Genomic DNA, 14,073 nt, shown 5'->3' with positions numbered 1-14,073 from the left:
GCGTGACGACTGCACACTTCGGAAATTCCTTTCCATCCGGCAGATCCGGCGCGGCACAATGGGTCCACCATCGTCGCGCGGGCCGCACAGAGAACCCCATCATGAACCCTGCGACATTGGCGCCCGACCTGCTGCGCAAGATGGACGCCTACTGGCGAGCGGCCAACTATCTTTCCGTCGGCCAGATCTATCTGTTCGACAATCCGTTGCTGAAGCGACCGTTGCTGTTGAGCGACGTGAAACCGATGCTGCTCGGCCACTGGGGTACGACGCCGGGACAGAACTTCATCTACGTGCATCTGAACCGGGTCATTCGCGAGTACGACCTCGACATGATCTACGTCTGCGGCCCAGGGCACGGCGGGCCTGCCGTAGTGGCCAACACGTATCTGGAAGGCAGTTACAGCGAGATCTATCCGCACATCAGCCAGGATGAGGCCGGGCTGCAAAAGCTCTTTCTCCAGTTTTCCTTCCCTGGCGGCATTCCCAGTCACGCATCGCCGGAGTGCCCGGGCTCGATCCACGAAGGGGGCGAGCTGGGCTATTCACTGAGCCATGCGTTCGGCGCAGTGTTCGACAACCCGTCGCTCATCGTGGCATGCGTCGTCGGTGACGGCGAGGCCGAGACCGGCCCGCTGGCCACCGCCTGGCACTCCAACAAGTTCCTCGACCCGGCTTCCGACGGTGCAGTGCTGCCGATCCTGCACCTCAACGGCTACAAGATCGCCAATCCCAGCGTGCTGGCGCGCATCACGCACGAGGAGCTGGAACAACTGTTCCTCGGCTATGGCTGGTCGCCGCTGTTCGTCGAAGGTTCCGACCCGGCGCTCATGCACGAAGCGATGGCCAGCGCGCTCGACAGTGCGGTCCTGCAGATCAAGGCCATCCAGCACAGGGCGCGCGCCGATGGGGAACTCGCACGACCGCGCTGGCCGATGATCGTCCTGTCCTCGCCGAAGGGCTGGACCGGCCCCAAAGTTGTCGACGGAAAGCCCATCGAAGGTACGTTCCGCTCACACCAGGTGCCTGTATCGGCACCGTCTGCGCAGCCGGCACATCTGCAACTGCTGGAAGACTGGCTCAAGAGCTACAGGCCGGAAGAGCTGTTCGACGAGAAAGGGCGCCTGAACGCCGAACTCGCCGCACTGGCGCCCCACGGCGAAAGACGCATGGGCGCCAACCTCCATGCGAACGGTGGCGCACTCCTGCGCGACCTGCAGTTGCCGGATTTTCGCGCGTACGCCGCACCGGTTCCTGCGCCAGGTAGCCAGGGCATCGGCGATACGCGCGTGCTGGGGCCGTTCTTGCGCGACGTGGCGAAGCGCAACGAGACACCGCGGAACTTCCGCGTCTTCGGCCCGGACGAGACCGCCTCGAACGGACTGGCGGCGCTGTTCGACGTGACGAGCCGGCAGTGGGACGCGGCGATCCTGCCGGACGACGAATTCCTCGCACGCAGTGGCGGCGTCGTCGATTCGATGCTGAGCGAACACCAATGCCAGGGCTGGCTCGAAGGCTACCTGCTGACCGGCAGGCACGGCTTGTTCAACTGTTACGAGGCCTTCATCCACATCGTGGATTCGATGTTCAACCAGCATGCTAAGTGGCTGAAGGTCAGCGCCCAGTTGCCGTGGCGCCATCCGGTGGCGTCGCTGAACTACCTTCTTGCCTCTCACGTCTGGCGCCAGGACCACAACGGCTTTTCGCATCAGGACCCCGGCTTCATCGACCACGTGACCAACAAGAAGGCCGGCGTGGTGCGCGTCTATCTGCCGCCCGATGCGAACTGCCTGCTGTCGGTGATGGACCATTGCCTGCGCAGCCGCCACTACGTCAACGTCGTCATTGCCGGCAAGCATCCGGCTCCGCAATGGCTGGACATGCCAGCGGCGGTCGAACACTGTGCCGCTGGCATCGGTATCTGGTCCTGGGCGAGCAGCGATGCCGGCCGCGAGCCGGACGTCGTCATGGCCTGCTGCGGCGACGTGCCGACGCTGGAAACGCTGGCCGCGGTTTCGATCCTGCGCGAACACCTGCCGGCGCTGAAGATCCGCGTGGTCAACGTCGTCGACCTGATGCGCCTGCAGCCGCCCGGCGAGCATCCGCATGGACTGAGCGATGCGGATTTCGATGCGCTGTTCACGCGGGACAAGCCGGTGATCTTCGCGTTCCACGCGTATCCGTCGCTGATCCACAAGCTGACGTACCGCCGCACCAATCATCACAACATCCACGTTCGCGGGTACAAGGAAGAGGGCACGACAACAACGCCCTTCGACATGACCGTGCTCAACGACATGGACCGCTTTCATCTGGCGATCGACGTGATAGACCGTGCGCTTCAATTGAGCGGCAAGGGCTCTGCACTCAAGCAGCGGCTCGAGGCTAAACTGATCGAGCATCGGCAGTACATCAACCGAAACGGTCAGGACATGCCCGAGATCCGCAATTGGCGTTGGACGCATAAGACATGAGTCTGCGCCGCGTATCGCTGTGCGCAGTCCGGTCGGTGCAGCGTCGAATTGGAGAGGGACTGCCAGATGCGCGATGACTCGCATCCACCGTTGCGGATCTATCTGATCCGCCACGGCCAGACCGAATGGTCGCTGTCGGGACAATGCACCGGCCTTACCGACATCGGGCTTACCACCGTCGGCGAGCGCGAATCGGGAAGTCTGGTTGCACGGTTGTGCGGCACGGTGTTTTCGCAGGTGCTCGTCAGCCCGCTGCAACGCGCGCAGCGTACCTGCGAGCTCGCCGGTCTCGGTGCTGTTGCCGAGATCGATCACGATCTGGTGGAAACCGACTACGGCAACTACGAAGGGCGCTACTCGGCCGATGTCCGTGCAGAGCATCCTGCCTGGAGCCTTTTCCGCGACGGTTGCCCCAACGGCGAGACGGCAGGGCAGGTCTGTGATCGCGCCGACCGCGTGATCCGTCGCCTGCGCCAGCGCAGCGGCAACGTCGCCATTTTCTCGCACGGACAGTTCGGCCGTGCGCTAGCCGCGCGATGGCTGGGAATGCCGGTGGTCCAGGCCCAGCATTTCGTGCTCGACACCGCGTCGATCAGCATTCTCGCAATGGCGTCCGCGCAGCCGGAAGTCGCTGTCATTGCTTTGTGGAATTCGCCGCACGGGATTGCAGCGGACGTCACCGACGATGACGCCATCAGGGTGGCGGACAGGGAAAGAAGGTCTGCCATCCAGCGCTGGGAAAACGAAGGTGGCGACATCCAGCGCACGCCCCCGTCGGCGCGTGCTGGCAAGCCCGTGAGCGAAGCGCATGAGCATGGCTCGCGTGTCGGTATCGGCGGTGCGCAGCATGGCTTCCGGAAAGCCTGTTGATGAAGATCCCGGCCGAGCCGTCGCCGGACGACCGCGGCCTCACGTCGGCTCAGGCCGCAGAGCGTCTGCAAGCGGATGGCTACAACGAGCTGCCCGCAACAGGGCGTCGCGGCGTACTGCGCATTGTGCTGGAGGTCGTGCGACAGCCGATGTTCGCCCTGCTGATCGGCGGAGGCGTCGTCTATCTGCTGCTCGGCGACCGTATCGAGGCACTGTTGTTGCTCGCCTTCGCCTGCCTGTCGGTCGGCATCACCATCATCCAGGAGTCGCGTAGCGAACGCGTACTCGAGGCCTTGCGCAATCTCGCCAGCCCGAGGGCGCTGGTTGTCCGCGACGGCGAGAGAATGCACATCGCGGGACGGGACGTGGTTTCCGGGGATCTGATTGTGATTGGCGAAGGCGACCGCGTTGCTGCGGACGCGACGATTCTGTCGGCGAACGATCTGCTGCTGGACGAGTCGCTGCTCACCGGTGAGTCGATTCCGGTTCGCAAGCAGGCATCGAAAGCATCGGCGCAGAGCGCAACCGAGGTGGCAACACCCAGGCCGGGCGGCGAAGATCTGCCCTACCTGTTCGCCGGAACGCTGGTCGTTCGCGGCACGGGTCATGCGCGCGTCCACGCGACCGGGTTGCGCAGCGAGATCGGGAAAATCGGTCGCGCATTGCAGACCATCGAAACCGAGCAACCCCACCTGCAGCAGCAGATGCGCTGGCTGGTGCGTGACTTCGCGATCGTCGGCGTGATCGCCGGCGGCCTGGTGGTTGTGCTCTATGGGTTGCTCCGCGGTTCGTGGCTGGAGGCCATGCTCGGCGGAATCGCGATCGGGATGTCCCTGCTCCCGGAAGAGTTTCCGCTGGTCATGGCGGTGTTCATGGCAATGGGCGCGTGGCGCATTTCCCGCGCCCGCGTGCTTACCCGGCGCGCTGCTGCCATCGAGACCTTGGGTTCGACCACCGTGCTCTGCACCGACAAGACCGGCACGCTGACCGAAAACCGCATGACGGTCACCGGCGTCTTCGACGAGGACGCCGACTGGAGCCCGGATGCCGGCGCGCCGATTCCGGAAACAGCGCACGAGATCCTGCAAGCCGCATTGTTCGCTTGTCCCCAGCGCCCCACCGACCCGATGGATGTCGCGATCCATGCGCTGGCGGGCGTGGAGATCAAGACCGACCTCGAGCGATTCACGCGGATGGAGATCGTTCGGGCCTACGGACTGCGTCCCGACCTGTTCGCCGTGGCGAATGTTGTTTCGGACGAACGCACCGGCGACGCGGTCGCCTACGCCAAGGGCGCGCTCGAGGCAATCGCGGAGCTATGTCATCTCCCGGCTGACCGGCTCGCGCGAATCCGTGGGCAGGCCGATGCGCGTGCTGACGAGGGGATACGCGTGCTGGGTGTGGCCAGAACCCGGCTGACCGATTTCGAGCGCGGACAAGGCGCGCCCGAATCGCTGCGCAGCCTGAGTTTCGAGTTCGTCGGACTCATCGGTTTTGCCGACCCGCTGCGCGCGAACGTGCCGGCCGCGGTGGCTGAATGTCGCTCGGCCGGAATCCGCGTGATCATGATCACCGGCGACTATCCGGCAACCGCGATGGCTATCGCCCGACAGGCCGGAATCGATTCGGCAAAGGTCCTGAGCGGCGCGGACATCGAAGGACTGTCTGACGCGCAGCTCACCGCGGGTGTGAGTTCGACATCCATCTTCGCGCGCATTCAGCCGGCCCAGAAACTGCGCATCGTGCAAAGCCTGAAGGCAAGCGGCGAGGTCGTGGCGATGACGGGCGACGGCGTCAACGACGCTCCCGCCATCAAGGCAGCCCACATTGGCATCGCCATGGGCAAGCGTGGCACGGACGTCGCGCGCGAGGCCGCGGCCATTGTTCTGCTCGACGATGATTTCGGTTCCATCGTCAAGACGATCCGGCTCGGCCGGCGCATATACGACAACCTGCGCAAGGCGATCGAGTACATTGTCGCCGTGCACATCCCGATTGCAGGGCTCGCGCTGCTGCCACTGCTGCTGGGGTTGCCGTTGATGCTGACCCCGATCCTGATCGCGTTCCTCGAGATGGTGATCGACCCGGCGTGCTCGGTGGTGTTCGAGGCCGAAGAAGAAGAGGCTGACGTCATGCAGCGTCCGCCCCGCGATCCGGCGAGCCCCTTGCTGCTGCCGCGGCGAATCCTCTGGGCCGTGCTTCAGGGGACGGTCGCCCTCGCCATCGTCGCGATCGCGCTCGTCGGCGCGGTTCGCATCGGACTACCGGAGGATGATGTCCGGGCGCTGGTCTTTACGTCGCTCGTGCTGATCAATCTGGGACTGATCCTCGTCAACCGCTCGTTCTCCACATCCCTGGTCCAGGCCTTCCTGCGGCCCAACCGTTCATTGTGGATCCTGCTCGGCGGCGTCACCGTCGTGCTCGCGACGGCACTCTACTGGCCTCCCGCACGAACGCTGTTTCACTTCGGCCAGCTGCACCTCGACGAACTTGCCCTGTGCGCAATTGCCGGCGTGCTCAGCTTGCTGGTTCTGGAAGCGCTGAAGGGGCGATGGTTTCGGGCAGGGGGCGACATTGAAAAGGTCGCCCGGTCACGCGGTTCGTAGCCTCGCAGTTCGCGTGGGTCGTCCGTCATTGCGGCATAAGCCGCGTCAAGCGTGTTAGCTGTTCGGCGACATCGTCCCCGCTCAACGGTAGCGGCTGCAGGAACGTCGCGATCGAAAGAAAAAGTGTATTTGTTTGCGATGGCTGGTCGTGGATCAAGCCTGCCGCACGGGTCCGCTGAGCGGTGCTGCTCTGCTCGACAGGTGCCATGCCGGAGCAGCACACCGTGGTCGATGTGGAGAAGTGATGCAAGTACATGAGTAAATGGTGGCCGGGGACGGAATCGAACCGACGACACGGGGGGCAATCAAACTGCGCAAGGATTGGGGGGTGTTGGCGAGAGCGTTGTCATTGGTCTAGGTGTTGGTACCTGATGGGAAATGTGCCCCATCATGGGTCGCAATGTCCCGCCAGCGTCCCACGGTGTTGCTGTGCGCGGGAAATTTGTCGGTGGACAGCCAAGCATGAGGCCCAAGCGAGTGGCGCCGCGCTGCCCGAGCCGCGGACACGCCGCACGGCGACAGCCACGCCGGCGCGCCATTTGCGCACACCCTGAACACGGCGCGTGCCATCAGGTCGCAACCCCTGAGATCAGCGCGGCCCATCATTTGCCCGTGGTTATAAAAATAGCAAAGAAACAAAGCGATTTATTTGCTTATTTTATGGGCACGCATTAATAAATGGTTATTTGCACAGCAATTGTTGACTAACGAATAAATTAATCTACGATGCAGGCGCCGAACCTGTCGCAGCGGTTCCGGCATATCCCAGCGAATTAGCCGCACCAACGGTGCGGACGCTGCCGTGCCGGGGGGGCACGCCAGAGGGAATGCCGCGGCGGCGACAGGTGAAGCGACCTTTTCCGCTCCGCACGCAAACCATGCATACACCACAACGACGCGACCCTGCCGCGTCCGGGCCGGCTTGCGCCTGCGCGGGCAAACATCAGCCATAGGAACCAGAATGAAGAACGCACTTGCTTTTGCGGCGCTCTCGCTCGCCGCCATCGCTTCCAATACCTTTGCCGCCGGCAATGAGATCAACCTGCCGCCCGGCGGCCGTATCCGCGTCACCGCCAGCTTCTCGCCCAATGCGGTGCTGGCCGGCCAGTCGACCACGTTCTCGTGGAATGCCACGGGCCAGGTCGGCTTCTGCGACATCAGCGGCGTGCCGGGCATCAACTTCGGCGGCGCCAGCGGTTCGCACACGTTCACCGCCAGCACCAACCTGCAGGCCAACGTGACCTGCGAAGGCAATATCGACGGCGCCATCGGCTCCGCCAATGCCACGCTCACCGTGCAGAATCCCAACACGCCGCCCGTGGTCAACGTGAGCTATTCGCCGGCATCGATCTATGTCGGCCAGAGTTCCACCTTCAGCTGGAGTTCGCAGTACGCCAGCAGTTGCACCAGCACCGGCGGCGTGGCGGTGAACAGCACCGCCGGCAGCACCAGTGTCAGCCCCGGCGCCAGCCAATCCACCACCGTGACCTGCACCGGCACGGGCGGCTCGACCTCGGCCACGGCCAACCTGACTGTCTCGCCGCAGCCGCCGGCGCCGCCCTACGTGACCGGCTATGCCAGCCCGAGCTGGCTGCAGGCGCCGGGCTATACCTGGATCCACTGGAACTCCACCAACGCCAACTACTGCAACCTCGGTGGCACGTGGGGATCGAGCTACCAGTACTTCTCGTTCACGACCGCGCTCTGGGTCTACTGCTACGGCCCGGGCGGCACAGGCAGCACCGCGATCTGGGTGCACGTGTCCAACTTCATCACCAGCGGTGAAGACAAGGCAGCCGCCGACGTGGCGACCGGCGCAGACAAGCTCGGCATCGACCTGAAGTCCGCCACCGTCCAGCACAGCGCCGGCGACTTCAACCAGGACGGCCAGGAAGATCTGCTCGTGGTGGATATCGCCGCGCGCCAGGCCTATGTGCTGCTCGGCAAGAACGGCAGCTACGAGATCGCCAAGCAGATTGACGGCGTCGACCGCATTGAAGACATCACCGGCATCCACGTGCCGGCCGGCAAGGACGGCGACATCACGCTGCGCCTGAGCCGCTGACTCCGCGGCGGCGGTTGCGGCAACGCGCCGCAGCCGCCGCCACGATGCGATACACCTCGACGGCGCTGCGCAGGCAGCGCCGTTTTTTATTGGCCGCCTCGTCTGCAGGCCGAGTCGTTCACGGTGGGGACTCGTGGGGCGGCCAAGCGCCGCGCACCGATTCTGCCGTTTGGGCGCCAACCTCGCACAGGCTATCGGGTAGGGCGCGTGATGTGGAAAGGTATAAAAGCGCGTCGGATAATTCTTGGGTAACCGTGTCGGCAACACCCGGAAAAAACCCGCAAAGCTCTGCGACGCCGCCGGGGCGTAAGTGCAAGAGAATGCAAAATGGTGGCCGGGGACGGAATCGAACCGCCGACACGGGGATTTTCAAACAGGTGTCCGACGAATTGCCGGCCGCGCTGTGTATGCGTTTGTCATACAAATCAATTGTATGTGGGTATTTGCGCTCGCAAACGGCCGCCGGGAACCGCAGCTGACCGAGGGATTTAGGTAGCCACAGAGGAGTCACATAATCGGTTAATGTGACGGCCTTTCGATCGGTCACGGAAGCCGCAGATGTCCACATCCGTTCATCTGGACCTGACCCCGAGCCTACTCGAGTCCCTGCGTTTCGACACGAGATTGGACGAGCGCGGCAAGGTCGCCGGTCCGACGCCACCCGGCACGCGGGAGTGGGTCGTGCGCGACCTGGGCGTCCGGGGCTTGCTCCTCCGCTTGACCCCGAGGACGACGACCTGGTACGTCCAGAAGAAAGTGGGTGGAGCACCGATGCGTCGCGCCATGGGTCATTGGTGGAGCGCGAACGAAGGCTACCGCCGGCTCTCCCTTACCGAAGCGCGCAAGCGCGCCAAGATTTGGCTGGGGCTGATGGAGCAGGGCGTCGATCCGCTCGTCGAGAAAAAGAAACGTCAGCGGGCCGCGCAGTCGGAACGCGAGCGGGACGGCCTCACCCTCAAGGTCGCCTTCGACGATTACGTGGAGGCCCGCTCGCGGAAAGCGAAAGCCAGCACCACAACCGACCGCAAGAAAGTGCCCAAATGGATGGCCGGTGCTCCGCTGTGGGCGATGCCCGTGCACGACATCGATGAGGCGGCGGTGGAGGCCACCATGGGTCCGCTGCTGCGCGCGGTGGCCGACGGAACGAAGCGGCCGGCCTGGGGGCCGAAATCGCTGAGCGGCGGAACCGTCGCCAAGCTGTTCGCCTATTGCTCGGCGGCCTACGCGCGTGCGTCACCCAAGGTCGGTCTTCCGTCCGGACGCGGGGTGGGCCCGTTCGCGACGTGGCGTGCGGATCAGCGATGGCCGCAGCCGGTACGGCGGGAGACGTATTTGGCCACGGCCACCGACGCCGGACAGTCATGGCTGAAGCAGCTCGTGGATCTGCGCGCCCAAGCTCACGATCCGGACATCCTGCGGCAGCGGCCGGATCCGCGCAGCCGCGAAGTCAAGCCCCACGCGAGCGTGCTCCTGGATTTCTTCGTGTGCGTTCTGCTGTGGGGTTCGCGGAAAGAGGAGACCGCGCGGCTGAAATGGGACGACGTGGACCTGGAGCGCAACCTGGTCGTTTTCCCGGCATCCATCACGAAGTCCGGCAAAGCCGGTGTTGTGCCGCTAACCCCTTGGGCGAAGGAGGTCCTGGTCGAGCGGCGTACTGCGAACAGCGCATGGCGCCCTGACGACGAGGCGTGTTGGGTGTTTCCATCCCGACAACGGGGCAAGCCGTTGAACAACCCGCGATCGGTATTGCTGGCGCTTCAGAAGCACACCGGCCTCTGGATCACCGCGCACGACCTGCGCCGCACGTTGGCGACCGAGCTCGGGCAGGTGCAGGTATCCGCCGAAAATCTTGGGCGGTTGCTCATCGTCGGCGCGGCGTTGAACCACAGCCGGGGTGCAACCGGCGCGACGCCTAGTAATGCGACGTCAGGGTACATCCAGGAGCAAGCGGAAGTGCTGCGGCCCAGCTACCAAGCGCGGGAAGATAGGCTGCGTTCGCTCGTCGGGTTGCCTACGTTGGAACCGATGACGACGACTGCTCGAAAGGAGTCAGTCAATCTGGACTTGGAGGCCGTATTGCGACGCATCGAGTCCGATGACGGTGCGGTCGAGCAGCTTCTTGGCGCATTGCTGCGGCGACGAGCTAAGCTCGCATGACGACTCGCTGTGGTGAGATTGCAAGTAGAGTCTGCATCCGCAATGTTTTATTATTTATATGACGAGAAGTAACTTATTTGCGCAGCCTCCCTCATCGAGCAGAATCTTAAGAGGGGCGGTATGCCTTTAGAACTACTGACAGAGTTGAGATGGAGGGTGCGGTGACTTTTTGGGAAGCGCTTAACGACAATGCGAAACACCTCGCGGTACAGGCGACGCTCCTCAGTCAGCGAATCGATACTCTGCGGTCGGGCGGGCATTCCGCCGACGCGTCGATCGACGAGCTCTTCAGGACTTGTGAAGAGATCGGCCGGTTGAATAAAGCTCTGGAAAGAGAGCTTGAGAACAAGAAGTCGACGGGCCAGGAATGATCCTGCCGTCCAATGCGCACCGCGCACGTTCGGCTGGTATGAGTAAGAAAGTGGTGGAAGCTGCGATCGTGCATCGTTGCCTATGTCAGACGGACGCGAGCTTGTCCGCTACGGAGCGGTAGCTTCGCCCGATCGTTTGGTCAAGCCCATGTGCTGCTCCCCACGTTTCCAGGCGGCCCTCCGCTTGATCGGCGAGCCTCCGATCCGTTCCCGGGCGTCGAGGAGCACGCCGAGGATTTCGCTGACGCTCCACTCGGCGAGGCCGGCGCTCATCACCGCTTCGCCCAGCTCGAAGCGGCGGCGCGCGAGCGCTCGCCGCTCCTGGGTCCTCAGGCGGGCGGCGGCGAGGTGTTCGTAGAACAACGTTCGCGCCTCCTTCGTGAACTTCTGCGGCGTCTGCACGAGCGGCACCGCCGACCTACCCGACGACCGACTCACGACGATCGACGCCACCGGTCGTCCGTCGTTCGGTTCGCCTCAGCCGGTTCCTCGGCGTAATCCCAAAAACACGACGGGCTGTCGTCGTCCGGCATCGGACACGGGACGAGCCATCCCGCCGGAGAAGGGCTGTCCGAAGCCACCGCAGAACGCTCGCCGTCGAGCGGCGTCGGGTGAGGCCACGGCGCCTCGCCCTGAGACGGTTGCAACAGCGACCGATAGCGATGGCGATGCCGGCGGGCGTCGTCGTCAAACACGTTGCGCGCCCAAGCGGCGGTGCGCAGCGCGCTCTCCGCCAGCGCGACGTGCGGCCCACTCGCGCAAAAATCGGGCGAACGATCGAGCGCGTCGGCGTGCGAGCACAGGTAGTGGTCGAGCGCGTTGGCCAAGTCGAACACGGCGTAGCGGTAACTGGCGTCCATACAAGGTTCCTGGAGAGAGAAAGGGCCGCTGAGCGCGGAGGGCGAAACGAAGCGGGCGTCCGTCATGCGACGCGAAAAAAGTTGAGCGCGCGGCGAGCGCGAACGGTGGCCGCGTGGCGGAACGCGCCGACGCGCCCCCGACAGTAGTACCCGTCGTTCGCCGTGCTGCTGCGCTTCCACGGATTCAGCGTGCGGTTGGCGTCGCTGCGTTGCTCGTGCCGGCGTGCGTGCTCACGGTCGTCAATAACGACGATCACCACGCCGTGACCATCGGCGTCCTTCGCGCGTTCGACGATCGCTTGAATCAGTGCTTCCAGTTCCGGGCTTGCTTTCGGTGCGTCCATGGTTCGTCCGTGCTCGATGGGGGGTGTGTGTTCCCAGGATTAAATCGCCGCGACGAAACGGACAAGTCCGAAAAACAAGGTCATCGGTGCGGTCGTTCGTTCTTTCATCGGGCATGCCGAACGAAGGTCGCCCGGCTTTCCTCGGTCGCACGGGTTCACGCGGGCGTCGCGTTCGTCGCACCGGTGGCGCGTGCGGCAGAAGGCACCAGCCCCGTTCAACGGAGCCGAGCAGGAGCCTCTTACCCGAGCTGAGCAAGGGCGCACTTATGCAAACCCTGTGGGTTTGCGGCGGCCCTGCGGGACCGCGTGCGCCAGGGCTTCGCCCCGGACCCCGCCGCGGCGCGGCGCGAGCGTCCTTCGGTCGCCCCGGTCGAGCGTTCGGGTTCCAGCAGTCTTGGGTGGGACGGCACGCCGACGCACGAGCCGGCCGGCACGGGTTGGCGCGCCAACCGCGCAGCGGACTATGAGCGTGTACCTATTTTTTCGGACTTGTGGCGTTTTTAGCCTTTGCTACGTTGTTCGTAACTCCGAAAAAGTTCCGACGACACGCATGGCGATCTACCACGCCACCTTGAAGATCTACAGCCGGTCCGCCGGCCACACCGCGACGGCCGCGGCGGCGTATCGCGCCGGCTCGCGTGTTGCGGACGAAGACACGGGGATAACGCACGACTACACGCGGCGCCGCGACGTGGTGTCCGCCGACTTGTTCGCGCCGGACGGTGCGCCGCCGTGGGCGTCGGACATGGCGGCCCTGTGGAACGCTGCGGAACGCGCAGAGCGGCGCCGCAACGCGTGCGTGGCCCGTGAGCTGGAGGTGTCGTTGCCGGTCGAGCTCGACCGCGCGCAACGGTGCGCGCTCGCGCACGACCTCGCCCGCATGCTCGTGGACCGCTACCGAGTCGCGGTGCTCGCGGCCGTGCACCAGCCGAACCCGGGCAACGACGAGCGCAACCACCACGTCCACCTGCTGTTTTCCACGCGGGTGCTCGAGGCCCACGGTTTTGGCGCCAAGGTACGCGTCCTCGACGACCGATCGACCGGACCGGCCGAAGTGCGTGCGCTGCGGGCCGAGGTGGCCGACCGCATCAACGCCGCGTTGAACGCGGCCGGCGTGGCGGCGCGCGTCGACCACCGCAGCCTGGAACAGCAAGCCCGGCGTGCCGTCGTGCGCGGCGATCTCGACGCGGTCGCCGCGCTCGCGCGCGACCCGACCCGGCACCTGGGACGCGCCACCGCCGCAGCCGTCCGAGCCGGTCGCTCGACGCACCGCGGCGGCGAGCACGCGGAACGCATCCGCGCCAACGTGTTCTTGCTGCAGCAGTCGCGTCAGCGCGCGGCCGCGTTGCGCGCCGAACACGATCGCCGCGCGCGAGGTTCGGGCGCACGGTCCCCGCCGCACCGAAACCGTCCGACGCGTTCTCCGGGGGGCTCACGCTCTTCGGCACCGCCCGCGACTTTGCCGTTGTCCCCTTTTCTACCTGAGGAAACACAGATGTACATCGACGATCTGCAACGAACGGCGCGGCGCATCCACGACGACTTCCGTCGAGCGATGGTGAGGGACGACGAGATTGCCGCGCTAGCCCGGTGGGGCGTGCGCAGCGCGGAGAACGTGGCGTTCCTCGCCCGTCTGCGCGAGGCGGACGCCGAGGTGCGGGAGGCGGAGGACCAGCTGCTCGCGGCCCGCGGCGAGTACGGTCGAGCGTGCGTGGCGACGCAGCACGAGCGTGAAGCGCTCGAGCGGATCGACGCCGCCAAGCCGAGCGCGGTCCGATTGGTGAGACGCCGGCGGTGGGGCGAACAGCGTCGCGACCAAGAGGAAAGACTGACCGAGGCGGCGCGGACCGAGCGTCGGCTGCTGATGCGCGTCGTCGACGGCGGGCCGATGCCGGTCGTCGTGGCGATCGCGGAGAAGAAACGGTTGGATTGCTGGAACGCGCTTCGCGCCGCTGAACAAGCGTCGCGAACGCCCGGCCCCGGGCCCGCGCCCATGGCGCCGCCCGCGTCGCGAGCCCAAGGAGCGATGGCGGGTCCGGCGAACGCGCCGGTGCCCGATCGCCGCCCGAGCTACCGACCGTGAGGCGCGCTGTGACGCGCGCCCGCAGTCCACCGTGCTGAACGGACGTGCACGTACGTCAACGGTTGACGCAAGTCCGTTTCGCTTTTAGGTGTTTCGGAGCCACGAGAAGCCCATGAACACGGAAGCACCCCACGCCACCGGATGGCGCGGCACCCAGGCGCCGGCCTGCGGCGTGCGCTCATCCGCCCCGAGAACCCAACGCATCCCCGCGATCGCCCGCCAAGGAGGACGTGCCGTGTAAAC

The 14,073-nt window shown here is 65.1% G+C and carries 10 protein-coding genes; 7 read left to right on the top strand and 3 right to left on the bottom strand.

The window, feature by feature from the left end; translation table 11 throughout:
- Positions 1-101: 101 nt before the first annotated feature.
- From RUU78_RS01845 to RUU78_RS01820, 6 genes are all read left to right on the top strand, one after another.
- Positions 102-2,474: a phosphoketolase family protein gene (locus RUU78_RS01845; protein ID WP_313913090.1), complete on the top strand. Its 2,373-nt coding sequence runs from the start codon at positions 102-104 to the stop codon at positions 2,472-2,474.
- A gap of 66 nt (positions 2,475-2,540) precedes the next feature.
- A complete protein-coding gene (locus RUU78_RS01840) occupies positions 2,541-3,344 on the top strand; it encodes a histidine phosphatase family protein (RefSeq protein ID WP_313913088.1) in 804 nt (267 codons plus the stop codon).
- Positions 3,344-5,950 carry a cation-translocating P-type ATPase gene (locus tag RUU78_RS01835; RefSeq protein ID WP_313913086.1) on the top strand — a complete coding sequence of 869 codons (2,607 nt, stop codon included), beginning with the start codon at positions 3,344-3,346 and terminating at the stop codon, positions 5,948-5,950. The genes RUU78_RS01840 and RUU78_RS01835 overlap by 1 nt, the downstream gene beginning before the upstream one ends.
- Positions 5,951-6,911: 961 nt before the next feature.
- Positions 6,912-8,015: a hypothetical protein gene (locus RUU78_RS01830; protein WP_313913084.1), complete on the top strand. Its 1,104-nt coding sequence runs from the start codon at positions 6,912-6,914 to the stop codon at positions 8,013-8,015.
- Between the two features lie 558 nt (positions 8,016-8,573).
- On the top strand, positions 8,574-10,172 hold the full coding sequence (locus RUU78_RS01825) for a tyrosine-type recombinase/integrase (RefSeq protein ID WP_313913081.1): 1,599 nt from the start codon (positions 8,574-8,576) through the stop codon (positions 10,170-10,172).
- Positions 10,173-10,333: 161 nt separating this feature from the next.
- The gene (locus tag RUU78_RS01820; protein ID WP_313913080.1) at positions 10,334-10,543 is read left to right on the top strand and encodes a hypothetical protein; all 210 of its coding nucleotides are present in this window, start codon (positions 10,334-10,336) and stop codon (positions 10,541-10,543) included.
- Positions 10,544-10,651: 108 nt separating this feature from the next.
- Here RUU78_RS01820 and RUU78_RS01815 read toward each other — a convergent pair whose 3' ends face one another.
- From RUU78_RS01815 to RUU78_RS01805, 3 genes are all read right to left on the bottom strand, one after another.
- Complete coding sequence (locus RUU78_RS01815; protein ID WP_313913078.1) at positions 10,652-10,996, bottom strand: conjugal transfer protein TraD; 345 nt, start codon at positions 10,994-10,996, stop codon at positions 10,652-10,654.
- Positions 10,978-11,403 carry a hypothetical protein gene (locus RUU78_RS01810; protein WP_313913076.1) on the bottom strand — a complete coding sequence of 142 codons (426 nt, stop codon included), beginning with the start codon at positions 11,401-11,403 and terminating at the stop codon, positions 10,978-10,980. The genes RUU78_RS01815 and RUU78_RS01810 overlap by 19 nt, the downstream gene beginning before the upstream one ends.
- 62 nt (positions 11,404-11,465) lie before the next feature.
- Positions 11,466-11,747, bottom strand: coding sequence for a hypothetical protein (locus tag RUU78_RS01805; RefSeq protein ID WP_313913075.1), 282 nt, complete (start codon positions 11,745-11,747; stop codon positions 11,466-11,468).
- Positions 11,748-12,297: 550 nt separating this feature from the next.
- On the opposite strand from RUU78_RS01805, the gene mobQ reads away from it, so the two are divergent.
- Complete coding sequence (gene mobQ / locus RUU78_RS01800) at positions 12,298-13,830, top strand: MobQ family relaxase (RefSeq protein WP_313913073.1); 1,533 nt, start codon at positions 12,298-12,300, stop codon at positions 13,828-13,830.
- Positions 13,831-14,073 lie beyond the last annotated feature (243 nt).

The sequence above is a fragment of the Tahibacter sp. genome (assembly GCF_032229445.1).
GTDB lineage: Bacteria > Pseudomonadota > Gammaproteobacteria > Xanthomonadales > Rhodanobacteraceae > Tahibacter.
Note: the sequence above shows the minus strand (reverse complement) of the source record. Positions and strands in the feature narration are given on the sequence as shown.

Bases quoted from the DNA above. Each gene is read 5' to 3' on its own strand.
- RUU78_RS01845 (WP_313913090.1), top strand. From the start codon at position 102: ATGAACCCTGCGACATTGGCGCCCGACCTGCTGCGCAAGATGGACGCC.
- RUU78_RS01840 (WP_313913088.1), top strand. From the start codon at position 2,541: ATGCGCGATGACTCGCATCCACCGTTGCGGATCTATCTGATCCGCCAC.
- RUU78_RS01835 (WP_313913086.1), top strand. From the start codon at position 3,344: ATGAAGATCCCGGCCGAGCCGTCGCCGGACGACCGCGGCCTCACGTCG.
- RUU78_RS01830 (WP_313913084.1), top strand. From the start codon at position 6,912: ATGAAGAACGCACTTGCTTTTGCGGCGCTCTCGCTCGCCGCCATCGCT.
- RUU78_RS01825 (WP_313913081.1), top strand. From the start codon at position 8,574: ATGTCCACATCCGTTCATCTGGACCTGACCCCGAGCCTACTCGAGTCC.
- RUU78_RS01810 (WP_313913076.1), bottom strand. From the start codon at position 11,403: ATGGACGCCAGTTACCGCTACGCCGTGTTCGACTTGGCCAACGCGCTC.
- RUU78_RS01805 (WP_313913075.1), bottom strand. From the start codon at position 11,747: ATGGACGCACCGAAAGCAAGCCCGGAACTGGAAGCACTGATTCAAGCG.
- mobQ (WP_313913073.1), top strand. From the start codon at position 12,298: ATGGCGATCTACCACGCCACCTTGAAGATCTACAGCCGGTCCGCCGGC.